Origin of the sequence: Actinoplanes sp. NPDC049118, from assembly GCF_040648555.1 — a bacterium.
GTDB lineage: Bacteria > Actinomycetota > Actinomycetes > Mycobacteriales > Micromonosporaceae > Actinoplanes.
In genome coordinates this window covers 108519-132744 of record NZ_JBEZDY010000005.1, presented here as the reverse complement: position 1 = coordinate 132744, position 24226 = coordinate 108519, and the positions used below count along the sequence as shown (strand labels likewise).

General features: G+C 69.5%; 27 protein-coding genes. 3 read left to right on the top strand and 24 right to left on the bottom strand.

All coding sequences use genetic code 11. The features are described from left to right. Positions 1-5 precede the first annotated feature (5 nt). The 24 genes from fliP to AB0B58_RS09475 form a co-directional block, all read right to left on the bottom strand. Positions 6-857, bottom strand: a complete 852-nt coding sequence (fliP, locus tag AB0B58_RS09590) for a flagellar type III secretion system pore protein FliP (RefSeq protein WP_360220318.1) — start codon at positions 855-857, stop codon at positions 6-8. Position 858: 1 nt separating this feature from the next. Continuing rightward, positions 859-1263, bottom strand: coding sequence for a flagellar biosynthetic protein FliO (gene fliO / locus AB0B58_RS09585; protein WP_360220315.1), 405 nt, complete (start codon positions 1261-1263; stop codon positions 859-861). A 3-nt stretch (positions 1264-1266) separates the two neighbouring features. Further along, a complete protein-coding gene (gene fliN, locus AB0B58_RS09580; protein ID WP_360220312.1) occupies positions 1267-2013 on the bottom strand; it encodes a flagellar motor switch protein FliN in 747 nt (248 codons plus the stop codon). Then, the gene (locus AB0B58_RS09575; RefSeq protein WP_360220309.1) at positions 2010-2945 is read right to left on the bottom strand and encodes a flagellar motor switch protein FliM; all 936 of its coding nucleotides are present in this window, start codon (positions 2943-2945) and stop codon (positions 2010-2012) included. The genes fliN and AB0B58_RS09575 overlap by 4 nt, the downstream gene beginning before the upstream one ends. Positions 2946-3054: 109 nt before the next feature. Further along, positions 3055-3522 carry a flagellar basal body-associated FliL family protein gene (locus tag AB0B58_RS09570; protein ID WP_360220306.1) on the bottom strand — a complete coding sequence of 156 codons (468 nt, stop codon included), beginning with the start codon at positions 3520-3522 and terminating at the stop codon, positions 3055-3057. A 20-nt stretch (positions 3523-3542) separates the two neighbouring features. Next, entirely contained in the window at positions 3543-4562 is a 1020-nt protein-coding gene (locus AB0B58_RS09565; protein ID WP_360220303.1) for a flagellar motor protein MotB, read from the bottom strand. 2 nt (positions 4563-4564) lie between these two features. Next, positions 4565-5356 carry a flagellar motor protein gene (locus AB0B58_RS09560; RefSeq protein ID WP_360220300.1) on the bottom strand — a complete coding sequence of 264 codons (792 nt, stop codon included), beginning with the start codon at positions 5354-5356 and terminating at the stop codon, positions 4565-4567. Continuing rightward, positions 5356-5658, bottom strand: a complete 303-nt coding sequence (locus AB0B58_RS09555; protein ID WP_360220297.1) for a flagellar FlbD family protein — start codon at positions 5656-5658, stop codon at positions 5356-5358. Before AB0B58_RS09555 ends, AB0B58_RS09560 begins: the two co-directional genes overlap by 1 nt. A 191-nt stretch (positions 5659-5849) precedes the next feature. Continuing rightward, positions 5850-7067 carry a flagellar hook protein FlgE gene (locus AB0B58_RS09550; RefSeq protein WP_360220294.1) on the bottom strand — a complete coding sequence of 406 codons (1218 nt, stop codon included), beginning with the start codon at positions 7065-7067 and terminating at the stop codon, positions 5850-5852. Between the two features lie 83 nt (positions 7068-7150). After that, positions 7151-7666, bottom strand: coding sequence for a flagellar hook capping FlgD N-terminal domain-containing protein (locus AB0B58_RS09545; RefSeq protein WP_360220291.1), 516 nt, complete (start codon positions 7664-7666; stop codon positions 7151-7153). A gap of 86 nt (positions 7667-7752) precedes the next feature. Next, positions 7753-9900 (bottom strand): flagellar hook-length control protein FliK, encoded by a 2148-nt coding sequence (locus AB0B58_RS09540; protein WP_360220288.1) that lies wholly within the window; start codon positions 9898-9900, stop codon positions 7753-7755. A gap of 29 nt (positions 9901-9929) precedes the next feature. After that, a complete protein-coding gene (locus AB0B58_RS09535; RefSeq protein ID WP_360220285.1) occupies positions 9930-10877 on the bottom strand; it encodes a transglycosylase SLT domain-containing protein in 948 nt (315 codons plus the stop codon). Continuing rightward, the gene (locus AB0B58_RS09530) at positions 10874-11554 is read right to left on the bottom strand and encodes a hypothetical protein (RefSeq protein ID WP_360220282.1); all 681 of its coding nucleotides are present in this window, start codon (positions 11552-11554) and stop codon (positions 10874-10876) included. Before AB0B58_RS09530 ends, AB0B58_RS09535 begins: the two co-directional genes overlap by 4 nt. A gap of 112 nt (positions 11555-11666) precedes the next feature. Then, complete coding sequence (locus AB0B58_RS09525; protein ID WP_360220279.1) at positions 11667-12974, bottom strand: FliI/YscN family ATPase; 1308 nt, start codon at positions 12972-12974, stop codon at positions 11667-11669. Next, positions 12971-13642: a FliH/SctL family protein gene (locus tag AB0B58_RS09520; protein WP_360220276.1), complete on the bottom strand. Its 672-nt coding sequence runs from the start codon at positions 13640-13642 to the stop codon at positions 12971-12973. Before AB0B58_RS09520 ends, AB0B58_RS09525 begins: the two co-directional genes overlap by 4 nt. Continuing rightward, positions 13626-14651 (bottom strand): flagellar motor switch protein FliG, encoded by a 1026-nt coding sequence (gene fliG / locus AB0B58_RS09515; protein ID WP_360220273.1) that lies wholly within the window; start codon positions 14649-14651, stop codon positions 13626-13628. The genes AB0B58_RS09520 and fliG overlap by 17 nt, the downstream gene beginning before the upstream one ends. Positions 14652-14699: 48 nt before the next feature. Next, entirely contained in the window at positions 14700-16295 is a 1596-nt protein-coding gene (fliF, locus tag AB0B58_RS09510) for a flagellar basal-body MS-ring/collar protein FliF (RefSeq protein ID WP_360220270.1), read from the bottom strand. Between the two features lies 1 nt (position 16296). Next, positions 16297-16641 carry a flagellar hook-basal body complex protein FliE gene (locus tag AB0B58_RS09505; RefSeq protein ID WP_360220267.1) on the bottom strand — a complete coding sequence of 115 codons (345 nt, stop codon included), beginning with the start codon at positions 16639-16641 and terminating at the stop codon, positions 16297-16299. Between the two features lie 2 nt (positions 16642-16643). Beyond that, positions 16644-17039, bottom strand: a complete 396-nt coding sequence (locus AB0B58_RS09500; protein WP_354721565.1) for a flagellar basal body rod C-terminal domain-containing protein — start codon at positions 17037-17039, stop codon at positions 16644-16646. A 5-nt stretch (positions 17040-17044) separates the two neighbouring features. Next, the gene (flgB, locus tag AB0B58_RS09495; protein WP_360220263.1) at positions 17045-17392 is read right to left on the bottom strand and encodes a flagellar basal body rod protein FlgB; all 348 of its coding nucleotides are present in this window, start codon (positions 17390-17392) and stop codon (positions 17045-17047) included. A 185-nt stretch (positions 17393-17577) separates the two neighbouring features. After that, entirely contained in the window at positions 17578-17898 is a 321-nt protein-coding gene (locus tag AB0B58_RS09490) for a hypothetical protein (RefSeq protein WP_360220260.1), read from the bottom strand. A gap of 5 nt (positions 17899-17903) precedes the next feature. Further along, entirely contained in the window at positions 17904-18290 is a 387-nt protein-coding gene (gene fliS, locus AB0B58_RS09485) for a flagellar export chaperone FliS (RefSeq protein WP_360220257.1), read from the bottom strand. 37 nt (positions 18291-18327) lie between these two features. After that, the gene (gene fliD / locus AB0B58_RS09480) at positions 18328-19839 is read right to left on the bottom strand and encodes a flagellar filament capping protein FliD (RefSeq protein WP_360220254.1); all 1512 of its coding nucleotides are present in this window, start codon (positions 19837-19839) and stop codon (positions 18328-18330) included. A 183-nt stretch (positions 19840-20022) separates the two neighbouring features. Beyond that, positions 20023-20811 carry a flagellin gene (locus tag AB0B58_RS09475; protein WP_360220251.1) on the bottom strand — a complete coding sequence of 263 codons (789 nt, stop codon included), beginning with the start codon at positions 20809-20811 and terminating at the stop codon, positions 20023-20025. Between the two features lie 298 nt (positions 20812-21109). Between AB0B58_RS09475 and flgN the strand changes: the two genes are divergently transcribed. Genes flgN through flgL form a run of 3 tightly spaced genes read left to right on the top strand, consistent with a single transcriptional unit; the run spans position 21110 to position 23878 of the window. Continuing rightward, complete coding sequence (flgN, locus tag AB0B58_RS09470; protein WP_360220248.1) at positions 21110-21595, top strand: flagellar export chaperone FlgN; 486 nt, start codon at positions 21110-21112, stop codon at positions 21593-21595. Continuing rightward, positions 21595-22983: a flagellar hook-associated protein FlgK gene (flgK, locus tag AB0B58_RS09465; protein ID WP_360220245.1), complete on the top strand. Its 1389-nt coding sequence runs from the start codon at positions 21595-21597 to the stop codon at positions 22981-22983. Before flgN ends, flgK begins: the two co-directional genes overlap by 1 nt. Before the next feature lie 10 nt (positions 22984-22993). Further along, positions 22994-23878: a flagellar hook-associated protein FlgL gene (gene flgL, locus AB0B58_RS09460; RefSeq protein ID WP_360220242.1), complete on the top strand. Its 885-nt coding sequence runs from the start codon at positions 22994-22996 to the stop codon at positions 23876-23878. Positions 23879-24226: the final 348 nt, after the last annotated feature.

Sequence of the window (24226 nt, the reverse complement as noted above, 5' to 3'; positions counted from 1 at the left end):
GCGCCTCATTGGTACGACCCGACCAGCGCCGTGATGATCAGCCCCCAGCCGTTGACCAGGACGAAGAGCAGGAGCTTGAACGGCATCGCGACTGTTACCGGTGGTAACATCATCATGCCGAGGGACATCAGCGACGCGGAGACGACCATGTCGATGATGAGGAACGGGATGAAGATGACGAAGCCGATGATGAAGGCGGCCCGCAGCTCGGACAGGACGAATGCGGGGATCAGCGTGGTCGTCGGCACGTCGGAGGGGTTCGCCGGCTTCTCCTCACCGGACACCTTGATCAGCAGTGCCAGTTCCTCCGGGCGGGTGTTCTTGAACATGAACTCGCGCAGCGGCTTCATGCCGTCCTCGAACGCCTGTGACTGGGTCTTATCGCCGGCCAGGTAGGGCTGCAGGCCGTCCTCGTTCATCTGGGTCAGTACCGGGGCCATGATGAACAGGCTGATGAACAGCGCCAGGCCGGCCAGCACCTGGTTGGGCGGCATGCTCATCAGGCCCATCGCATTGCGGCAGATGCCGAGGACCATGAAGATCTTGGTGAAGCACGTGCAGAGCAGCAACACCGCCGGGGCCACCGAGAGCACCGTGAGACCCAGCACGATCACCAGCGCGGTGGACGGCTTGCTGCCGTCGGGATTCGTGCCGTCGATGTTGACGCTGATGCTGCCGCCGGTGGGTGAGACGGTCGGCGCGACCGGCGCGGTCGGCCCCGGCGCCCTCGGCAGTTCGTAGCGAACGGCGACCGGCGCCGGCTGCGGAATCGGCTGCGGGGGCGCGGCCTGCGCCGCGGCGGCCGGCACCAGCGCGGCCAGCGCGAAGAGCAGGATCAGCAGGGTGCGCCGCCACATGTCAGCGCCTCGTCGTCCGGTCGCGCAGGAAGTCCAGCGTCGAGCTCCAGGTCCGCGGCGACAGGATCGACCCGTCCAGCCTGCCGCCGTGTTCCGGCAGGACCGGCGTGACCGGCAGCGCGTCGTGCTTCTGCTGCACCGGTGGCCGCTCGGCCCCGAACGCGTCCAGGTCGGTCTCGCCCAGCAGGCTCACCTGGGTGTCGGTGACGCCCAGGATCAGCGCGCGGTCCGCCACCTGGACGACCGCCACGGAGGAGCCGCGGGTCAGGTGCTGCCGGTTGAGCACCGCGAGACTGCCCGATCCCCGCCTGCTCACGCCTCCGCGCCGCGCCACCTTGGCCAGCCCCCACATCAGGCCGAAGACGACCAGCAGCGAGAAGCCGATCCGCAGGACGAGCTCGAACAAGGCCTACTCCCGTTCGCTGCCGGGAGAGACGATCTCGGTGATCCGGATTCCGAAGTTCTCGTCGATGACGACGACCTCGCCGCGGGCGATCAGCCGGCCGTTGACCAGCAGGTCCGCGGGGCTTCCGGCGGCCCGGTCCAGCTCGACGATGGCGCCCGGGATCAGCGAGAGCAGTTCGCGCACGCTCATCCGGGTCCGGCCCAGCTCGGCGGAGACCTCCATCATGACGTCGTGCAGCATGTCCAGGCCGCGGATGGGTGCGGCCCCGTCGCTGCGCCGGGCCACCCCGCCGGGCGCCGCCTCGGACGGCCACGGTGCGAGCGCTATCGCGAGTACCGCGCGGACGTCGTCGCCGTCGAGCAGCGGGACGGCGACCGATCCCTCCTTCGCCGCGATCGCGCTCAGCGCCACCTCGGGCTCCATGAGCTGCCCCGGGTCGAGGACCACCGGGCCGAACGCGCGGGCCGCGGCCTCCAGCGCCGGGCGTACGGCCGCGGTCAGGTCGAGCTCGCCCAGCGGGCTCTCCTTCAGCGCGTCCGCCAGGTCCTGGCCGACCACGACGACGACCTCGCCGGTGGCCGCGCCGCTGAACTTCGCGGTGACGGCCTGCCCGGCTGTCAGCATGTCGGCGCTCGCCGCGACGGGCGCGCCGACCAGGAGCTCCCGGCTCGTCGGCAGGACGGCCAGGGCCGCCGTCGCGGCGTTCCGGACCAGCGCTAGCTGCGGCTCGGTGATCGTGGGCGCGGTCATCGGCGCTCTTCCTCCTTAGGCGACGGCACGACGAGGCAGGCGAGCCGGGCACCCTGGTTGCCGGGAACTGCGTGTGCGAAAACGGTCTCGTTGACGGTCACCTCGAGCGGCACGCTGGTCGGGTGCCCCAGAGGCAGCACGTCGCCGGGTAGTAGACCCACGATGTCATCGGTACGCATCCGAATGGGCTGGAATCGGACAGCTACGTCAATCGGCGCCGCGGAAAGTCCGGCCGTGAGGTTGCGGAGCGAGGTGTCGCGTACCATCCGCTCGCCCGCGGTCAGTTCGATCGTCTCCTGCTTCTCGAGCACTGGCAGGATCGTGCTGAACGGCAGGCAGATGCTGGCCACGCACTCCTCGGTGCCGATCTTCACCTCGAGCGAGGCGATGACGACCGCGTCACCGGGCTGGTGCGCGCGCAGGAACTGGGCGTTGTACTCGATCTCTTTGAGCTTCGGGTTGATGTCGACAAGCGTCTCGAAGCCGTACCGCAGCTCGCCGAGCATCCGCTCCACCAGGCCGCGCAGCAACGGCATCTCGACGTCGGTGAGCGGTCGCTCCGGCTGTGCGCCGCCGGGGCCGCCGAGCATGTGGTCGATAGCGGTCATTACGGCCGGGGAGGATAGCTCCATCAGCACCGTGCCGCTCAGCGGTTCGATGGATACCACCGCGATGACCGTCGGGTTGGCGAGCGAGGCGACGTACTCGTCGTAGTTCAGCTGCTCGATCGAGACCAGGGAGACGCTGCTCACGACCCGCAGGCGGGTGGTGAACAGGGTGCCGCAGCTGCGGGCGTACGTCTCGAAGGCGATCTGCAGCGTGCGGATGTGCTCGCGGGACAGCTTGATCGGCCGGCGGAAGTCGTATGAGGTGGGGCCGGTGTTGCCGCGCCGGGACATCTTCCCGGGGGAACGGGTCGGAGACGTTGTCACGTCGTCCTCATCGGCTCGGTTGCGCGACCGCTGAGCCGGCGAGCGTGTTTTATCCCTGTCTACGAGAAATGGGCAGATCCGCGCGGAGCGGACCTGCCCATCCCCGAGGTCACTGGGTGACGAAGCTGGTGAAGTAGATGCCCATCACGAGGTGCTTGTCATCCACGTTGTAGGCCTTCTCGATCTTCGCGAGCAGCTCTTCCTTGGCCTTCGCACGGCCCTTCTCGGTCTCCAGCTCCGCGATCTTCATCCCGGTGTACTGGTCGATGGCCAGGTCGAGCGCCTCGGCGGTGTCGATCTCCTCCTCGCCCGCCTCCTCGGTCATCTGCAGCGCGAAGCCGAGCTTCAGGTAGTGCGCGTCGGCCAGGTTGATGGTCATCGTGTTCTCGATCGGGACCACCGCGCCCCGCACCGGCGCCGGCTCCGCGGCCTCGGCCGCATCGCCCTTGGCGAAGAAGGCGTACCCGCCCGCACCGGCACCCGCGCCGAGCAGCACGACGGCGAGCACAATGATCATCAGCATCTTCTTGGACTTCTTCGGCGCATCCGCCGCAGTGTCCTTGTCGTCCTTGCCCATCGGAACTCCTCCTGTCGTGGTCAGTTGTGCGTGGTGCCGGGCTTGCCGGTTGATTCGGCCGCGGCGGCCGCCGCCTTAGCCTCCGCTGCGGCCTGCGCGGAGGTGACCCCCGTGTGCAGCTTCGCGTCGTCGCCCGCGGCGGCCGGCAGCAGCGCGGCCTGCTCGGCGTTGAGCATGGTCAGGACCACGACGTCCACCCGGCGGTTCATGGTCACCGCCCGCGGGTCCTTGGGGTCGATCAGCGGCTTGGTGTCCGAGAAGGCCACCGCGCTCATCCGGCCCTTCGCCAGGCCGTGCCCGATCAGGTACCGGACCGTCGTCGACGCCCGGGCCGCGGAGAGCTCCCAGCCGCTCGGGTAGAACGTGGTCGTCGCCTTGAGCTGGTTGGTGTGGCCGTCGACCTCGATGTTGTTCGGCAGCTTGGCGAGCGTCGGCGCGATGGCGTCGAGGATCGCCGCACCACCGGACTGCAGCTCGGCGCGGTTGCCCGCGAAGACCACCTCGTTGGTGACGACCGTGACCACCAGGCCGCGCTGGTCGATGGTGAACTTGACCTGGTTGAGCAGCTTGGCCCGTTCGAGCGCATCGGCGATCTTGTGCTCGATCTCCTTGAGGTTCTCCGCCTCCTTGGTGGCCGCCGTGGCGTTCCCCGAGGCCTTCTTGCGGTCGGCGGCCTTCAGCGCCCGGTCCACCGCGATGCGCTGTTCCTTGGTCATGCCGGCCGTGCCGCTCTCGCCGTTGCCCGGGTTGGTGGAGCCCGGGTCGATCGGCACGATGTCGGTGGCCTGGCTGGCGCCGTCGAGGTTCGAGACGTTGCCGGTGATCGCCACGCTCTGCGCGCCGAAGCCCTGCGAGAGGCTGGTGGCCAGCTCGGAGAACTTCTTCTGGTCGACGCTGCTCATCGAGTACAGCACCACGAACAGGACGAACAGCAGCGTGAGCATGTCGGCGTACGACACGAGCCAGCGCTCGTGATTGACGTGCTCCTCGTGCTCCTCGTGTCTGACCTTCTTCCGGCGCGCCCCGCCGCCCGAGCTCATGGTTACGCGGCCTTCTTGTTCGACGCGGCGGCCTCGGCGGCCCTGGCGGCGTCCGGCGGCAGCAGGCTACGGAGCTTCTGCGCGACCAGACGCGGGTTCGAGCCGGCCTGGATCGCGAGCACACCGTCGATGACCAGCTCCATCTCCTCGGCCTCGAGGCCGGACAGGCGGTTCAGGCGGGCGGCGAGGGGCAGCCAGATCAGGTTGGCGGAGAGCACGCCCCAGAGCGTCGCGACGAACGCGGCGGCGATGGAGTGACCGAGCGTCTCCGGCTTGTCGAGGTTCTCGAGCACGTGCACCAGGCCCATGACCGTGCCGATGATGCCGATGGTCGGTGCGTAGCCGCCCATGTTCTCGAAGATCTTCATGCCGGCCTTGTCGGCCTTCTTCTTGGCGCCGACCTCCGCGTGCAGGATGTCGTGCAGCTCCTCGGGGTCCGTGCCGTCGATGGCCAGCTGCAGGCCACGCTTCAGGAACGGGTGCTCGACCGTCTTGACCGCGTCCTCGAGGGCCAGCAGGCCCTCGCGGCGGGCCCGCTCGGCGAGCTTGACGACGTCCTCGACCAGCTTGTTCGGCGGCGACACCTTGGCGAGGAACGCCTTCTTCATGAGCTTGCCGATGCCGAGCGCGTCCTTGAGCACGCCGCCGGCCATACCGGCGGCGAACGTGCCGCCGAAGACCAGCAGCAGCGACGGGATCAGGATGATGGAGGCCGGGGTACCGCCTTCCATGATCTGGACGGTGAAAACGATGGCCAGTGCGGCGACTACACCAACGATGGTGGCGAGGTCCATCAGCGGTCCTTCCGGTGCAGCTGCAGAACGTTCGCAGCGGTCTGGTCGTCGTCTTCGGTCCCGCTGTCGGCGGTTCCGTTGCCGGCCAGCAGGGCGGGCTCGGACTCGATGCGACTCGCCTGGGCGATCAGCGAGGCGCGGTAGTGGCGCACCGAGTCGATGAACTCGGGCACGGACTCGGCGATGACGTACTTGGTCCCGTCCACCAGCGTGATGACCGTGTCGGGTGTGCAGTCGGCTCGCTCGACGAGGTCCGGGTTCAGCGCGAACACGGCACCGTTGAGGCGGGTTACGAGGATCAAGACATCCGTCCTTGGGGCATCATCTGGCTGGCTGGTGGAGCCGTCCGTGGCCTGTCCTATGTCATTTCGGTCCGGCGCCGGTTGCCGATGAGCGTGACTCGGTCGCTTTACGGGTGCGACGCGGCCCGGATATGGCGAAGCCGGGGCGGGCTGTCAGGCCCGTCCCGGCTTCACACCGGCGTTGTTACCTACTAGCGCTTGAGGTTGACGAGTTCCTGGAGGATCTCGTCGGAGGTGGTGATGATCCGGCTGTTGGCCTGGAAGCCGCGCTGCGCGATGACCAGGTTGGTGAACTCCTGGGCGAGGTCGACGTTCGACATCTCCAGCGCGCCGTTGGTGATCAGGCCGAGGCCCGCCGTGCCGGCCGAGCCGACCTGGGCCAGGCCCGAGTTCACGGTGCTGCGGAACATCGAGTCGCCGATCTTCTCGAGACCGTTGACGTTGTTGAAGTTCGCCAGCGCCAGCTGACCGAGGGTCTGCTTGAGGCCGTTGCTGAAGACACCCACGATCTGCCCGGTGTTCGACACCGTGTACGAGCTCAGGACGCCGGCCGCGGAGCCGTCCGACGCGCTCACCCGGGCCTCGGTGCCACCGCTGTAGCAGGTGAGGTCGCTCACGTCGATGGTGTAGCCGCTCAAGGAGACCGTGGTGGCCGGTACGCCCGGGTTGCTCGCCAGCTCCGGCTTGCCGCCGGGGAAGTTGAGCGTCTCGACGGATCCGTCGGGCATCGTGATCGTCCACTGCGGATCGACCGGGATGGCCGGGTCGCCCTTGACGCTCATCTGCAGGGTGACGTTCACGGTCTTGGAGGCGCCGCTCGCGTCGATCACCGGCACCGGGATCACCTTGGCGGAGGTCGCGTCGGCGAGGGCCTCGTAGGAGAGGTTCCCGGTGAGCGTGACGTTCTGGGTCTGCGTGGGTGCGAGGCTGATGCCGATCGGCAGCTTGATGTCACCGGGCGCGCCGGCGGTGTTGACCATGCCGTTGGTGTCGGCGCTCCAGCCCTGGACGATCTGGCCGTTCGGCGTGGTCAGGGAGCCGTTGGCGTCGAAGGTGAACGAGCCGGCGCGGGTGTACACGGACTCGTTGCCGCTCTTGACGACGAAGAAGCCGTCGCCCTGGATCATCATGTCGCCGGCCTTGCCGGTGGTCTGCGCGGCGCCCTGGCTGAAGTTCGCGTTGACGCTCGCCATCCGCACACCCAGGCCGACCTGGGCGGGGTTCGTGCCGCCCGAACCGTTCTGGGGGGCACCGGCCGCGTTGACCATCTGCGAGAGCGTGTCCTGGAACACCGTCTGGCTCGACTTGTAACCGGTGGTGTTCACGTTGGCGATGTTGTTGCCGGTGACGTCCATCATCTGCTGGTGAGCCCGCAGGCCGCTGATGCCGGAGAAAAGAGAACGCAGCATAGGTCAGTTGTCCTTCGTGGTAAGCGGGATCATCGGATGTGGTGGGGTGCGTCGATTCAGGTGTCTTCGCCCGTCGGCGTCGACTACGCCGGAAGTTGTTCCGGTGCCGCCGGTGGTGCCTCCTCGTCGGGAGCCGCCGGCGGTGTCGCCGGCCCGGCCGCGGGGTGCTGGACTTCCGTGACCCTCGACAGCGGCACATCCATGTTCCCGACCACGAGCGTCGGTTCGCTGTCTCCGTTGAGCTTCGTCATGCGGACGATGCCCTGGTATGTCATTCCGTTGCCATCCTGAAAGGTGACCGTGGTGCCGACCAGCGCGCTCGCGCCGATCAACTGCTGGCCCTTCAACATGTCAGCGATCTGGCCGAGCTTCTCGACCTGGGTGAACTGCGCGGTCTGCGCGAGGAACTGCGTCGAGTCGGCGGGATTGCTGGGGTCCTGGTACTTGAGCTGGGCCACCAGCAACTTCAGGAAGGTGTCCTGGTCGCCGAGCTTCTTGCTGCCGGCGTTCGTGGCAGTCTTGTTCGTGTACATCGACGTCGGGGTCTTGCCCGCTACATCGAAATCCCGGCTGACGAATCCGCCGATGGGTGACGTCATCTGACTAGTCCTCCTGAGTTCGAGTGGGTGACCCTCGCACTCAGGTTCGGCCGGTCCCCGGATTCACTTAGCACTTATTTTTCGGCTCAGGCCTGGATATCCAGGCGGGTGTTGCCGGTGGTGTCCGGACGGCTCGGTTCCGCGGGAACGGGCGGCTCGGATGGGTTCTTCTCCGCCCGGTTCCCGCCGTGGTTTCCGTTCTTCTCGCCCATGAACGCGAACTGCTGGCGCGCCTGATCCTGCTGAGCTCCCTGACGCAGATCGAGGGACGTGTTGGAGAATCCGGCCTGCGCGAGTTCGCGCCGGAGTTCGTCCATCGCGTTGCGCAGCGAGTCGTGGCCCGCATCGGTCGAGCTGGAGAGCTGCACGCTGATCTCGCCGTTGCGGATCTCGGCGACGACCTGCACCGGTCCGAGGTCCGCCGGATGCAGGTTGACGGTGAGCCGGTGCACGCCGTCGGCGTCGAGCCGCAGTGGCGTGATCCGCGCGGCGAGCTGGGTCGCGAGCGGGCCGGGTGTCGGGGGTGCGGGCGGCGCGGCGGCCGCGACCGGAGCCGCCGGAGCGGCAGGAGCGGCCGCGGAGACGCCACCGGCGTGCGGCATGCCGGCCGGCGCCTCGGTGCCGGGCGCCGCGGCGGTGGTGAACGGGGTGAAGGTGCCGTTCGCACCGGATCCCTGCCCGCCGGATCCCTGACCGGTCGATCCGCCCTCGCCGCCGGTACCCCCGCCGGTCGTCGCGGCCCGGTCGTCGGTGGCGGGCGCCGGTGCAGGCCGGTCGCTCGTGGGTTGAGCGCCCTCGGCACGTGCGGATGCCGGAGCCTCCGCGGCCGCGGCGCCGGTCGTGGCGTCCGTCGGCGTGGTCGCCGTCGCTGTCGCCTTGGCGGCGGTCTCGGCGGGTGCGGGTGCAGGTGCGGCAGCGGCTGCGGGAGCCGGGGCGGGTGCAGGGGTCGCCGGGGCGGCACCGTCGGCGCCGGGCTCGGCGATTCCGGTCTGCACCGTCGCGGCTTCGGTCTGCACCGTCGGCGGGGTCGCCGGGGCGTCCGTCGGCGGGGTCGCCGCGGTGCCCGCGGGCGCGGTCGCGGTCTGCGAGGTCGCTATCTGCGCCGTGGTCGCCTGCGTGACGGCGGCCCGGGCGGCGGCGTCGGCCGCGGTGAGCGTGCCGAATGCCGCGCCGGCCGGGGCGGGCGCGGGCGCCACACCGGTCTGGGCGATCGCCGGCGTCTCCGTCGGGATCCCCGCGGCCGACTGCGTGCCGGCCTGAGCCACCGCGGCCGGCGGGACACCGGTACCGGTGGTGGTGGCAGCGGTGGCGGCGGGCGTGGCCGGTGTGGTTGCCGTCGCGGGTGTGGCCGGTGCGGTGGGTGTCGTCGCCGCGGCGGCGTTGTCCGTCGTGGACGGTGCCGTCTGCGTCTGCGTCTGCGTCTGCGTCTGCGCCTGCGCCGGGGCCACCGCGACCGGCAGGGTGCCGGTGCCGGGTGTGGCCGGGGTGGCTGCCGTGGCGAGGGTGGCGGGTGTCGTCGCGCTCACCGCGGTCGGGGCGGTCTCGCCGCCCTCCGCGATCCTTGCGGTCGCGGCGAAGACGGCCTGGAACGGGAACATGGGGATCGCCGCACCCGCGGCGGCGACGCTCTCCTCGCGCTCCTCCGTCGCCGGCACCGTCGTGGCGGCGCCGTCGGCGACGGGCCGGGTGTCCGCCTCCGGTCGAGTCTCGTGGGGCTCGCCGCTCACCGGCTGCCCGCCGTCGCTCGGCTGGGTGTCCGGCCGTGTGGTCCCGGTGGTCCCGGTGTCCGCCAGCGAGCCGTCGGCGCGATCGGTGCCGGTGCCCGAGGCGTCGGCGGCGTCGGGGCGCTGGTCGTCAAGGCGCTGCGCGGCCTGGCTCTGCGTGGCCCGGTCCTGTGCGGCCTCGTTCCGCGCCGCCCGGTTCTCGGCCGTGCGCCGCAGCCGTGCGTCGGCGGCACGGTTCTCGGCCTGGCCCTTGGTGAGGCGCTCCTGCGCGGCCCGGTCCACGGCGGCCCGCTCGGCGCGCGAACGGTCGAGCGCCGCCTGGTTCTGCCCGGCACGCTGCTGAGCCGTCCGGTCCTGGGCGGCACGCTCCCTGGCCTGTTCGGCCGGGCGGTCCAACTCGGCGGACAGCGCCGAGCCGAAGGCCTTCGCGCCTTCTGTCGTCCGGTTGTCCGGGCGGCGCCCGGCGTCGGTGATCGGCTTGCGTTCCGGCCCGGTGACGGAGCTCGTCATTACGATGGTTCCCCTCGTGTCTGCGGTGCTCAGCCGAGCGCGGCCAACGCCTTCTGGACCTTGGGCACATATGCCTGGGTCTCGGAGAACGGCGGGATGCCGCCGTACTTGTGCACGCTGCCGCCGCCGGCGTTGTAAGCCGCCAGCGCCAGCGGGAGCGACTTGAACTCCTTGAGGTGGCTGGAGAGCAGCTTCGCCGCTCCGTTGATGGCCTGCCGCGGGTCGAACGAGTTGTCGACGCCGAGACCCCGGGCGGTACCCGGCATCAGCTGCATCAGCCCCTGCGCGCCGGCCGGGCTCACGGCCTTCGGGTTGTAGCCCGACTCGACCTTCGCGACGGCGGCCAGCAGCTTCGGCGACACGTTGTACTTCGCGCCCGCCGCGAGGAACATGTCCGCGTACGGGACGCCGGCCAGCGAGGCGGAGTTCTGCAGGCTGGCGGGGCGCACGGCCGCGGCGGCGCCGGCCGGGGCGGCGGCCTCGGTGCCGACGACGCGGCGGATGTGCGTCGGCGTCTCGTACACCGACTGGATCTTGACGTGATCGCCGGGCTTCGGCGCCGCGATCATCTTGTTGTCGCCCAGGTAGATGGCGACGTGGTCGACGGGCGAGTCGAAGGCGAGGATGTCACCCGGCCGGGCGTTCTTCATGCCGTCGACCTTGGTGCCGACCTTCGCCTGCTCCGCCGAGGTGCGCGGCAGGTCGATGCCGAGGTCCTTGTACGCCCGCTGCACCAGCGCCGAGCAGTCGAGCCCCTTGGCCGGATCGGTGCCGCCGAAGACGTACGGCGTGCCGAGGTACTTCTTGGCCGCATCGACCACCGCCTGGCCCGTGACACCCGTGGTGCCGATGGTGCCGGTCTTGCCGCCGGCGTCGGTGAGAGCGGTGGCGAAGGCGGTGCCGTTCGTGGCGGGGGTGATGCCGAGCTGGGTCTTGAGCTCGGCGATGCGGGACATGACTCCCTGTACACCCATCATGCGCGGCTCCCGGTGACCTCGTCGGCGATGCCTTCGTCGGAGAGTTCGGCGGGGCCGGCGTCGCGCTTAGCGGCAAGCGCGAGCGTGGACCGGGAGGCGTCGATCACCTTGCGCGCGTCACCCAGGTTGACGACCGCGCGCTGCGCCGCGACGGAGTTGGCGGTCCTGCGGGCGGCGTCCTCGCGGTCCAGGGCGGTGCCGTTGCCGTGCCGGAGCACGTTGGAACGCTGCTCGCGGGCCGCGTCGATGCCGCGGGCGGCGTTGCGGGCCTTCGAAGTCACCGCCATCTCGTCGAGGGTGTTCTGCTCGGTCCTCAGGTCGTGGGAGCGGACCGCCTCGGCGTGCCGCTCGGCCATCGACTCCACCGCCCGGCGCCGCTTCGCCGCGTCGGCGAGCACGGCCTGCTTCTCCAGGGCCAGCTCCTCGGCGTCGGTCACCAGCCGGTGCGCGCCGGAGAGGACGGCCGCCATCGACTGCCGGGCCACCATCGAGGCGACCATGGCCCGCGCGGTGCCCTCGGTGGGCGCGTCCGCGCCGGCGAGCTCCAGCTGGCGGCGCTTGACCAGCGCCTGCGCGTGGAGGATCTCCTGGCGGGACTGGAGCACGGCGCCGCGGGCGGCGTCCTCCTGAGCCTTGCGGGCACGCAGCACTGGCCCGAGCCGGAACAGGCGATTCACAGGACCTCCCGAGGACCTAGGGGTGGCTTCCTCACCAAGTCCGGTCGGCCCCGGCGGGGAACGACTTAGCGCCTGCACCCGACCTGCACCCGTTCCGGCGTGCGGGCCGTTCCTAGGAGGCGGCGATGAGCTGCCGCAGGTGGTGCCAGGCGTCGTCGGCGCTGACCTTCTCGTCGAGCCCCTGGCGGAGGAACGCGGTGATCTGCGGCCAGAGCGCGGTGGCGCGGTCGGCGTCCGGGTTGGTGCCGGACACGTAGGCGCCGATCTCGACCAGCTCGCGTACGTCGCGGTGCGCGGCCATCATCCGGCGCAGCTCGGTGGCGTCGCTCCGCTGCTCCGGGGTGGTGATCCTGTTGGCGACCCGGGAGATCGAGTCGAGGGCCTGGATGCTCGGGAAGTGGCCGGCGGTGGCCAGCTTGCGGTCGAGCACGATGTGCCCGTCGAGGATCGAGCGGGCCGCGTCGGCGATCGGCTCGTTGTGGTCGTCACCCTCGACCAGCACGGTGTAGAGGCCGGTGATGCTGCCCCGGGCGCCGGGACCGGCCCGCTCGAGCAGCGACGCGAGCATCGCGAAGACCGACGGGGGGTAGCCGCGGGTGGCCGGCGGCTCGCCGACCGACAGCCCGACCTCGCGCTGCGCCATCGCCGCGCGGGTGACGCTGTCCATCATCATCAGCACGTCGGCGCCCTGGTCGCGGAAGTACTCCGCGATCCGGGTGGCGACCGAGCCGGCCCGGAGCCGGACCAGCGGCGGGGTGTCAGAGGTCGCGATGACCACCACCGAACGGGCCAGGCCCTCGGGGCCCAGGTCGTGCTCGATGAACTCGCGCACCTCGCGGCCGCGCTCGCCGACCAGGGCGACGACGTTGAGCTCCGCGGTGGTGCCCCTGGTGATCATCGACATCAGGGTGGACTTGCCGACGCCGGAGCCGGCGAAGATGCCCATGCGCTGGCCGCGTCCGCACGGCACGAGCGTGTCGAGCACCCGTACGCCGAGGGGCATCGGGGCGTCGACCAGTTGGCGCTCCATCGCCGAGGGCGGCGCGGCCTCGATGCCGACCATCTCGCCCTTCAGCGGCGGGCCGCCGTCCATCGGACGGCCCAGGCCGTCCAGGATGCGCCCGCGCAGGTCCGGGCCGACCGCGACGCGCAACGGGCCGCCGGTCGAGACCACCGGGCTGCCGGTGCTCATGCCCGCGATCGGGCCGAGCGGCAGGCAGGACAGGCGCTCGCCGTCGATCGCGGCGACCTCCGCGAGCACGGCATCGTCGCCCTCGCCGATCTGCAACAGCTCTCCGACCCGCGCCTCCAGCCCGCTGACCGTCACCCGGAGGCCGACCGCGCCGGTGACCTTGCCCCGGCTGAGCGGCCGCGCCGCGCTCACGGCGGCGTCGATGCGGTTTCGGAAGACGTCGGTCACAGTCTCAGGGCCTCCCGGGCGCGCTCCACCGCGGTGGCGATGGTGGCGTCCACGGTCGTGGTGCCGGTCTCGGCCACCGCGTCGCCGGGACGCAGCGCCGGGTCGGGCCGCAGGTGCACCGGCCGACCCTCGTAGTTGTAGTCGGCGTCGGTTGCGGTACCGACCAGATTGTGAAAGTCGTCGGGATGCAGGCTCACGACGACCTGACCCGTCTCGGGCGCGGCGTTCATGACCCGGCGCAGCGCCGCGACGGCCCGGCCCTCCGGGTCGTCCATCGCGCGCCCGACGATCGCCTCCGCCAGCTCGAACGCGTGCGCCAGCACGGCCTCCTGCAGGTCGTGCAGCGTCGGCTGCATCTGCGCCTCCAGGCCGGTGACGGCACGGCCCAGGGCGTTGACGGCCTGGGCGAGCGCGGCCGCGCGACGCTGGTCGTGCGCCTCCTCGCGGGCCTTGGCCCGCTCCGCGGTCGCCTGGGCCTCGAGCGCGGCGGCCCGCTGGCCCTGCGCCCAGCCCTCGGCGTACCCCGCGGTGCGTGCCTGCTGCTTCGCCCGCTCGACCGGCTCGCTGTCGGCCGGTACGCCCCGCCTCAGGTCGACGCCGAACCGTGCGGTGGTGGCGGCCTCGGCCACGCTCCCGCGCAGGATCGGATCGTCAGGCGATGAGCTCATCGGCCTCGCCACCACGCTGGATCTCGATCTGGCCGGAGTCCTCCAGCGTGCGGATCACCGAAACGATCTTCTGCTGGGCCTCCTCGACCATCTTCACCTTGACCGGGCCCATCAGGTCCATCTCCTCGAGCAGGTTCTCCCGGCCGCGCTCGGACAGGTTGCCGGTGACCTTGTCGCGAACCGCCTCCTGCACGCCCTTGAGCGCGGTGGCGAGGTCGGAGGGCTCGACCTGGCGCAGCACCAGCTGCACCGAGCGGTCGTCGAGGCTGACGATGTCCTCGAACATGAACATCCGCCGGCGGATCTCCTCGGCGATCTCCGGATTGCGGGCCTCGAGGGCCTCCAGGATGAGCCGCTCGGTGGTGCGGTCGGCCCGGTTGATGATGTCGACCAGCGGGTCCAGGCCGCCGACCGTGGAGAGCTCGTCGGGCTGCAGCACCGTGGAGAGCTTGCGTTGCAGGGCGAGCTCGACCTGGCGGATCACGTCCGGCGAGGTGCGGTCCATCACGGCGATGCGGTGCGCGACGTCCGACTGCACCTCGGGTGCGAGCCCGGAGAGGATCGAGCTGGCCAGCGCGGATGGGATGTGCGCCAGCACCAGCGCGATCGTCTGCGGGTGCTCGTGCTGGACGTAGGAGAGCAACTGGCGCGGGTCGGCGTGGCTGAGGAAGTTGAACGGCATGTCCGTCATCGACGCCTGGAGCCGGTCCAGGATCAGCTGGGCCCGCTCGGCGCCGAGCGACGCCTCGAGCAGTTCCCGTGCGTACGCCATGCCGCCCGAACCCACGTGCTTGGTGGTGGCCATCGCGTAGAACTCGTCGATGACGTCGACGACCACCTCCGGCTCGAGCTTGCCGAGCCGGGCGATCTCGGCCGAGAGCTCCTCGACCTCGTTCTCGTTCATGCTGGAGAGCACCCGGCTGGAGGACTCCTTGCCCATCCGTACCAGCAGGATGGCGGCTTTGCGCAGCCCCGTCATCGACGTCGTAGTCAGCATCGGTGTGGTCAACGCGGATCCTCCTTGAACCTGAACCAGGGGGCTGGTGCGAATACCGGATCAGCGGGCGGCGAGCCAGCCACGCAGCAGGGCGGCCATCTCGTCGGGCTGCTCCTGGACCATCTTCTCGATTTCGCGCTGCCGCTCCTCGAGGGCTTCGTAGTCCGCGTTGGCGGCCTCGATCGCCGGCGACGGGATCGCCGCGTTCAGCTCCGCCAGGCGCTGCTGCTCGAGCGCGGCCTGCATGTCCTCGAGGTGCTTGAGCTCGGCGGGGGACAGCGCCTTGCGCTTCTTGGCGCGCCGGCTGGCCCGCCAGGCCAGGAAGATCAGGAACAGCACCACCAGGGCCATCGCGCCGGTCTTGATCAGCGAGGTCTGCTTCGCAGACTTCTCGGCGGCCGCGGACTGGGCCAGGGCGTCCTGCGCGGCGGTGGCGGCGCTCGTGTCGAACGGCATCGCGCTGACCGCGATGGTGTCGCCGCGGGTCGGGTCGATGCCGGCCGCGGCGCTCACCAGCGCCTGCACGTCGTCCTGGTTGACCGCGCCGGCGGTCGTGCTGTCCAGCAGCACGGCCACGTTCAGCTTCTCGATGCTGCCCGGCGCGCTCCTGCGGGCCTCGGTGGTCTTGTTGACCGCGTTGTTGCGCACGATGTCGCTCTGCTCGTACTGGCCGGTGCCGCCGGTGGCGGCACCGTTGGGCACCTGGATGTTGTCCGGGCCGAGCACGCCACCCGTGCCGGTGCCGTTGCCGTTGTAGGCCTCGCGGCTGATGCTCTCCGAGAGCGCGGCGACGGACGGGTCCGAGGTGTAGCTCTCGGTGGTGGTCTCGGTCTGGTCGTAGTCCAGCTCCGCGGTGGTCGTCACGACGGCGTGGCCGGGTCCGACGACGCTGTCGAGCATGTGCTGCAGCGAGGAGTTGAGGCGGTTCTGGAACGCGACCGTCTGCGACTCCGAGCCGCTGTCGCCGCCGGTGGCCACCGCGGCGCCGCCGCCGGTGGACAGGATCTTGCCGTCGGCGCCGGCCACGGTGACCTGCTCCGGCTCGAGGCCCTCGACGCTCGACGCCACGAGGTGCACGATCGCCTGCACCTGCTGGGTGGTGAGCGGGTCGTTCGGACTCGACTGCACCAGCACGGAGGCGGTGGTCTTCTCCTGGTCGTCGGAGAAGACGTCCTTCTGCGGCATCACGAGGTGCACGGTCGCCGCCTCGACGCCGTCGATCGACTTGATGGTGTTCGAGATCTCGCCTTCCAGCGCCCGCTGGTAGTTCGTGTGCTGCATGAAGTCGCTCGTGGTGATTCCCTGCTCGTCCAGCAGCGCGTAGCCGGTGTCCGACTCGCCCGGCAGGCCCTCGCCGCTGAGCTGCAGCCGCAGGTCGTAGACCTGGTCCTGGGGCACCATGATGGTGCTGCCGCCGTTGGACAGCTCGTAGGGCGTGCCGGTCTTCTGCAGCGACTCGACGATCGCGCTGGCGTCCTTGCTCGACAGGTTGCTGAACAGCGCGGAGTACGACGGCTTCGACGCCCACGTGGCGAAGAAGTAGCCGCCGATGAGCAGGGCGAGCACGGCGGCGATGGTGACCACCTTCTGCCCCGTGGTGAAGGACTTGAAGGTTTCGCCTACCTTGCGTACGGGCGCTGGGAGACGGTCCGTCATATCAGGCCTGCATCCTCATGATCTCCTGGAAGGCTTCAACCGCCTTGTTGCGGATCGCCATGGTGAGCTGCAGCCCGAGCGCGGCCTCGGTGGAGGCCATCGTGTACTGCGCCGGGTCCTGCAGCGTGCCGTTGGCGAGCTGCACCGACAGGTCCGTGGCGTTCGACTGGGAGGCCTGCACGCTCTCGAGACCCTTGGAGAGCATGCCGGCGAAGTCGGTGTTCGGGCCGCTGACGGCGCTGGTCGCGCCCGCGCCGGGCAGACCGTCGATGCCGGAGACGCCGGAGACGCCACCCACGCCGGAGACACCGCTGAGCGCGCTGATCGCGCCGATCGGAGAAGTCATTATCAGGCCCTCCCGAGCTGGATCGCGGCGCTGTAGGACTCCCGGGCACGGTCGACGACCGAGAGGTTCGCCTGGTAGGCGCGCTGCGCCATCATGAGCTGCGCCATCTGGCTGCCGAGATCGATGTCCGGCCGGCGGACGTAGCCCTCGGTGTCGGCCAGCGGGTTGTCCGGGTCGTAGGAGAGGATGCCCTCCGCGCTGCCGAGGGCGATGCCGCCCACCTGCGCGCCGTTGCCGTCCTGCGCCTCCTGGGCGATGACGTAGCGGGCCTGGAAGGCGTTCTCGGACGTCTTGCTGACGTTGTCCATGTTGGCGATGTTGTCGGAGACCGCGTCGAGCCACTTGCGGTAGACGGTGACGCCGGTGGCAGCCGTGCCGATCGCGTTGAAGGTGCTCATCTACGTCAGGCCCCCTTGATCGCTTCGCGGATCAGGCCGTACTTGCCGTCGAGGGCGCGGATGGCCAACTGGTAGCGCATCGTCGTGTCGATGTGCGACAGCGTCTCCTCGTCGAGGTTGACGTTGCTGCCGTTCAGGCGCGTCGGCTCCAGCGAGTTCTGCACGCTCGGCGTGACGGTCGAGGGCGACCGGCCGGAAGCGACGGCGCCGCTCAGTGCCTCCTCGAACTTGACCTTACGAGCCTGATAGCCCGGGGTCTCGATATTGGCGATGTTGTTGGCGATGGCGTTCTGCCGAGCGGACAGACCCGCGACTGCAACGCGGAGCGAGGACGTTGAGACGTCATCGAACACGGCAGTTCCTTCCAGGGGTAGGTGCGCCGGTCCGTGGCGGTATTGGTGAGCAGTCCTTTGCTCGTACCTATCGCTTCGGCCCGCCCGCCGGTCCGCTGAGGGACAAACGGTTGCCTGTCGGTTGCACGCGAAAAACCCGGGACCTTGTGGGTCCCGGGTTTCTCGTGTCCGGTGATGCGGCTGGGTCAGGCGTTGCAGTCGACGTAGGTGGGTATCGCCTTGCCGGCGGTGCCGACCTCGATCTTGGCCGCGAAGGCCGTCTGCCGCCGGTTTCCGGTGATAGCTTGGCTGACCGCCTGTGCCGCGGCGATCTGCCGGGCCAGGATCCGGTCGGCGCGCGGCTTGAGGTCCAGCGGCAGCGTGCCCAGTTCGGTCGGCGGCGACCACGGATTCGCGGCGGGCAGCGCCTGCACCCGGTGCTCGTCCTCGATCAGCCGTTCGATCATCTCGACGTCTGCCTCCAGCGCGTCGAGCGCGGCGATCCATTCCTCACGCCAGGCGGCCATCGTGATCAGCCCGCTGTGCTGTTGGCCAGTGCCGCCTCGCGCCAGGTGTCGCGCAGCGGCTCGATCAGGTCGAGGCATTCACGCACCTTGACCGCGTCGCCCTGCACGTTGGCGTTGATCAGCTCGGTGGTCACGAAGGCGTACAGCCGGGCCAGGTCGGCGGCGCCCTCCCAGACGTTGACGTCCAGGGAGGTGTGCAGCTCCATGACGATGTCCTGGGCGTGCAGCAGGTTTCCCCGGGCCTCTGGCCGGTTGCCCGCGAGCAGGGCCTGCTCCCCACGGGACAGGTCCAGCACGAGGCGGTCGAAGAGCATCACCAACAGCTTCGCCGGCGATGCCGTGGCGATGGAGTCGGCGAGGTAGCGCTCGCGCATTGCGGGTGAAGAAGTCATCGACGGCTCATTTCATCAACCGAGACTGGCGGGACACTTAACCGAGGCTGGCGAGCTGGCCGGCGAGCCAGCTGGACTGCTGCTTCATCTTGCCGAGGGCGGTCTCCAGTCCGGTGAACTGGCGTTCCAGGCCGAGCCGGCGCAGTGCCAGCCGGTCGTCCCACTTGCTGACCTGGTCGTTGAGGTCACGGATGCTGTCGTTGCGGCGCTGGATCAGCGCGCCCAGCGTGCCCTGTTTGGCCGTGCCTGCCGGATCGCCGGGGCGGATGACGCCCTCGGTGGCCAGCAGCGCGACCGTCTCCAGCTTGCGGCCGAGTCCCCGGGCGACGTCGTAGTCGGGCTGGAACTTGCCCTCGGTGCCGAGGCCGCCGGGGTTGGTGACGGCGTTCTTGGAGTCGGTCTCGGTGTACGAGTCGAAGTACCGCTGGGTCTTCGCCGGGTCCTTCGCCAGCTCGGCGAGGAACTTCTCCTTGGAGAAGCTGACGTTGCCGTCGCGGCTCAGCGTCACGCCGATGTCCGTGAAGCTGCTGATGCTGCCGGGGTTGAGCGGGTCGACGTCGGCCACGCCGCCGGAGAGGCTGCTCAGCAGGTCCTGCCGCAGCGCGCGCATGGTCGAGTCACCGGCCAGTGCGCCGGCCGGCGCGGTGCCGGTCTTGCCCTTGGTCTGCATCGAGATCTCGGTCAGCGCCGAGTTCAGGCTGTCGACAAGCGCCTGCACCTTGGCCGCGACGGCCTCGGCGTCCGGATCGAGGCTGACCGTGACCGGCGGGTCGGTGGCGGCCTGCTTGCGCGTGGCCGTGATGGTCAGGCCGGGCAGCACGTCGGCGAAGGTGTTGGTCGCCGAGCTGATCGTGTACGACTGCGAGACCGGGTCGCCGTTCCCGTCGAGGATCGGGTCGCCGTTGGCGTCCACCGCGTCCTCGCCGAGCCGGATCCGGGCGTCGGCGCCCTGCACAGTGGTCGTCGCGGTGCCCAGGTCGAGGCCGGTGGGCAGCTTGCTCGCGTCGAACGAGGCGGCGGTGCCGCTCGTCTTCGCGGTGAGCTGAAGGGTGTACTGGCCCGAGCCGATCTGCACGGCGGACGCCTTGTACACCGAGTCGGCCTCGCCGTTGATGGCGGCGACGACCGCCTGCAGCGACTGGTCCGCCGGCGTGAGCGTCTTGGTGCTGCCGTCCTTGAGCGTGATGTCGAACGTGCCGCCGCTGAGCACCGGCGAGCCGGCGGCGTCGGCCGGGGAGGCGACAGACATGCCGGTGAAGGTCATGGTGTGGGTGGTCGCGACGGACTCGACCCGGAAGCTGACCGATCCGGCGGACGCGCCCGGCCGCGCCGTCACGACGGCGGCGTCGGAGCTGCTGGTCGCCTTCATCGCGCCCCAGGCGTCGGTGCCGCTGAGCGCCTTGGCTGCGGTCGCGAGGGCGGCCATCTTGGTGTTCACGTACTGGTAGGCGGTGACCACCTTGTTCTGGGTGGTGACCTTGTTCTTGAGCGCGGTCTGCGGGAGCGCCTCGGCCTGCATCAGTTGGTTGATGGTGTCCGTGGTGCTCATGCCCGAGACGAGACCGTCAATGGCCATGGACATCGCGAGGTTCCCCCCTTCGCTGGCTGTCCGTGTGCGGGACAGGGACGGGCGGTCGGCGATGACGCCGACCGCCCGTCTCTTCGGTTGCCTATTCAGTTGACTGAGCTTTTCAGCTCGGCAAAGTCACTATGCGGTTGTCATGAACGCCGATCAGCGGAGCAGGGAAAGCACGCCCTGCTGCGACTGGTTCGCCTGCGAGAGCATGGCGGTGCCGGCCTGGGACAGGATCTGCGACCGGGTGAAGGCCATCATCTCCTGCGCCATGTCGGTGTCGCGGATGCGGCTCTCCGAGGCGGACAGGTTCTCGACCGCCACGTTTACCGAGTTCACGGTGTGCTCGAAGCGGTTCTGCAGCGCACCGAGCGAGGCACGCTGGGTCGAGATGGCCGTGATCGCGGTCTGCACCGTGCTGCTGTCGGTGATGACGGCAGCGCTGGTGTCGATCGCAGCCAGGGCGGCGGCACCGTCGACCGTGATCACGTCGGCGGTGTCGAAGCCGACCTGGAACTCCAGGTCGTTGCCGGCGAACAGCGTGACGCCGTTGAACTTCGTGTTGTCCGCGATACGGGTGATCTCGGACTGGAGGGCGTCGAACTCGCCCTGCAGGGCCGCCTGCGAGTCGGTGCCCTGCACGCCACTCTTGTACTGGACGGACAGGTCGTTCATGCGCTGCAGCATGCTGTGCACCTCGGTGAGGGCACCTTCAGCGGTCTGCACGACGCTGATGCCGTCCTGCGCGTTACGAGCGCCGACCTTGAGGCCGCCGATCTGGCTGCGCAGGCCCTCGCTGATGGCGAGGCCCGCCGCGTCGTCGGCCGCCCGGTTGATCCGGAAACCCGAGGACAGCTTCTCGAGCGACTTGCCCATCTGGTTGTCGGTGACCGACAGGTTCCGGTAGGCGTTCTGAGCGGCGATGTTCTGGTTGATGCGAAGACCCATTTGAATTTCCTCCTTGAGTGGGGTCCCAGTCGACTCATCCGTGAGCCGTTGTCTTACGCCATGACTATTCGGCGGGGCCCCGGCGGTGATGAGGAGTGCGCCGGGAATTCTTGAAACTTTTTCGCGGTCGTCGTCCGGCCCGCGGGGATGCCTCTTATATGCACCAGGGCAATAGGCCCCGACACCCTCCCGATCGGCCGGAACCCCTCAGCTGCGCAAAGAACATGCCGACCAGTCCGAGTGCAGGGGAACGGCCGGTGAGGCCGATCCCGCCCGAGCCGAGAGTGAGGAGCCGCGGGTGAGCCTGACCGACCTTTCCAGCGTGCTGTGGCGTTCGCGTGAACTGTTGGAACTGTTGCTGTTCAAGCTCGAGGAGGAGCAGCTGATCCTCGCCACGGGCCGGAACCGTTGGTTGCCACACGCCACCCGGGAGGTCGAGGTGGTGCTGGAGCAGATGCGGCAGACCGAGGTCGCACGGGCCGCCTACTCGCAGGATGTCGCGCTGGAGCTGGGCCTGGCGGCGGAGGCGTCGCTGGGTGAGGTGGCCGACGCGGCCCCGGCACCCTGGTCGGATCTGCTGCACCAGCACCGCAAGGCGTTCCTGACGCTGACCTCCGAGATCAGCGCCATGGCGGGCGCCAACCGCGAGCTGCTCACCGCGGGCCAGCGGGCGACCCGCGACACCATGCTCGCGTTCGCGGGCAACGTGGAGACCTACGGCCGGCAGGGCCAAACCGTCGTCGGCGGCGCACGCCGTCCGAGCCTGGTAGATGAGGCAATCTGATGTCGAGTTCCTTCGGATCCCTGAACACCGCCCTGACCGGCCTGTACGCCAACCGGCGCGGGCTGGACGTTTCGGGCCAGAACATCGCGAACGCTAACACCCAGGGATACTCCCGGCAGCGGGTGAACATGCAGGCGGTCGTCGGCGGTAGCGCGGCCGCCATGTACGCCCGTTCCGACGGCCTCGGCGACGGCGTCGAGGTGACAAACGTGCAGCGGCTGCGCAACGAGTTCCTGGAGGAGCGGGGCCGCACCGAGCACGCCAGCGCCTCGTACCTGTCCAACCAGACCGCGATCTACAACTCGATCGAGGACGTCTTCGCCGAGCCGAACGACACCGCGCTGCAGGCGCAGTTCCACGACATGTGGGGCGGCTGGGCCGACGTGGCGAACTCGCCGAACGACCCGGCGGCCCGCTCCGCGTTGCTGCAGCAGAGCGCGACCGTGGTGGACGGCCTGCACAACGCCTACAACTCGCTCGGCGCGCAGTGGAAGGACCTGCGTGGCGAGGCGACCGCCTTCTCCGCCGAGGTCAACCAGACCGCGACGGCGATCGCCGACCTGAACAAGAGCATCGTGCTGGCCAAGGCGTCCGGCGCGACGGTCAACGAGCTCGAGGACCAGCGCGACCTGCACGTCATGCACCTGGCCGAGATGGTCGGCGCGACCGCCTCGAAGCGACCCAACGGCGCGATGGACGTCTTCATCGGCAGCTCCAACCTGGTCAGCGAGTTCACCACGCGCGGCGTGGAGGTGACCGGGGCGCAGCGGTTTGAGGACCAGACCCTCGACCCCGTGCAGCTGAGGTGGACGGACAACGGCACGACGGCCAACTCGGGCGGGCGCATGGGCGCGATGGTCGACGCGCTCACCACCGTGATCCCGGACATGGCCGCCAAGCTCGACGACGTGGCCAAGAAGCTCGCCGACACGGTCAATGCCGCGCACACCGCGGCGTTCGGCCTGGACGGCGTCAACGGACGGCCGTTCTTCTCCGGCAACAGCGCGAGCACCATCGCCGTCGCCCTCGACATGGACAAGCCGGAACAGGTCGGTGCGGCGCCGAGCGCCGGCACCTTCGACGGGTCGGTGGCCGACCTGCTGTCGCGCAGCGGCTCGCTGGTCGACGGTCCTGACAAGGCCTACCAGAACATGATCGCCGATCTTGGCGTCGCTTCTCAGACGTCCGGCCGCCGTGCCGATATTCAGAGCAACATCACCCTGCAGATCGACTCGGCCCGGGAGGCGGAGGCGGGCGTCAACCTCGACGAGGAGATGACGAACCTGCTGACGTTCCAGCGCGGGTACGAGGCGTCATCCCGGGTGCTGACCACGATCGACTCGATGCTCGACCAGCTGATCAATCGCACCGGCCTGGTCGGAAGGTAGGTAGGACGACATGCAGATGAGGGTTACCGACGGCAGCATCACCACCCGGGTGCTGGCCAACCTGCAGCGCAACGTCGCCCGCAGCGGCAAGATCCAGGAGCACCTGTCCAGCGGCAAGCAGATCAACCGGCCGTCGGACAACCCGACCGGCACGGTGTCGTCGATGCAGCTGCGCGGAGAGTCGCGGATCAACGAGCAGTACGCCCGCAACGCCGACGACGGCATGGGTTGGCTCGACACCGTCGACAACACGCTCACCCAGTCGCTTACCCAGCTGAACCGGGCCCGGGACCTGGCTGTTCAGAGCCAGAGTGGCACGTCGACGCCGCAGTCGCGCGAGGCGCTGGCCGTCGAGATCGACAACATCCGGGCGTCGATGATCGGCGCGGCGAACACCACGTACCTGGGCCGGCCGGTCTTCGGCGGCACCACGACGGGGTCCGCCGCGTACGACAGCGCCGGCACCTACCTCGGCGACACCGGCGAGGTGCTCCGCACCGGGGGCAGCAACGCACAGGTCCGCGTCGGCGAGGCCGGCCCGGACGTCTTCGGCACCGGCCCCGATCAGCTCTTCGCGGTGCTCGAGGGCATCTCGGCGAGCCTGCGCGCCAACGATGTGACGGCGCTGCGCACCGGCCAGGGCAAGCTGGACGACGCGAGCGGCCTCATCAAGCAGACCTTGTCGGATGTGGGTGCCCGGTACAACCGGTTGTCACAGATGCGCGAGTCCGCGCTGGACCGGCAGGTCACCCTGAAATCGCAGATCTCGGACGTCGAGGACATCGACCTTCCACAGACGATCATGGAAATGCAGTTGCAGGAGACCGCTTATCAGGCCGCCCTGGCCGCGACCGCCAAGGTTATCCAGCCGTCGCTCATCGACTATTTGCGGTGAGTGACGCCCGGGTCAATTGATGTTTTTGTCAACTGGGTGTTACTACTGGTGCAGAAGGGATCGAAGGGCGAACGGTCGCCCTTCGATCCCTTCTTGCGCTGATTCGCGTCCGTGCTTCGCCGGGCCGGCAAAACGGTGAACCGGCTATTTCGGAGATCGGATCCCGGTACAGTGTGATTGAACAGACGATGGACTCCACTGAGGGCCGAATGTTGTCTGTGGCAACGCGACCATCCGATATCAAGGATATCTCTCTGCCGGAGACCATCATGGAAACGCAGCTCCAGCAGACGTCGTATCAGGCCGCCTTGGCCGCCGGGGCCGAGGCGAATCAGCCTTCGCTCATCG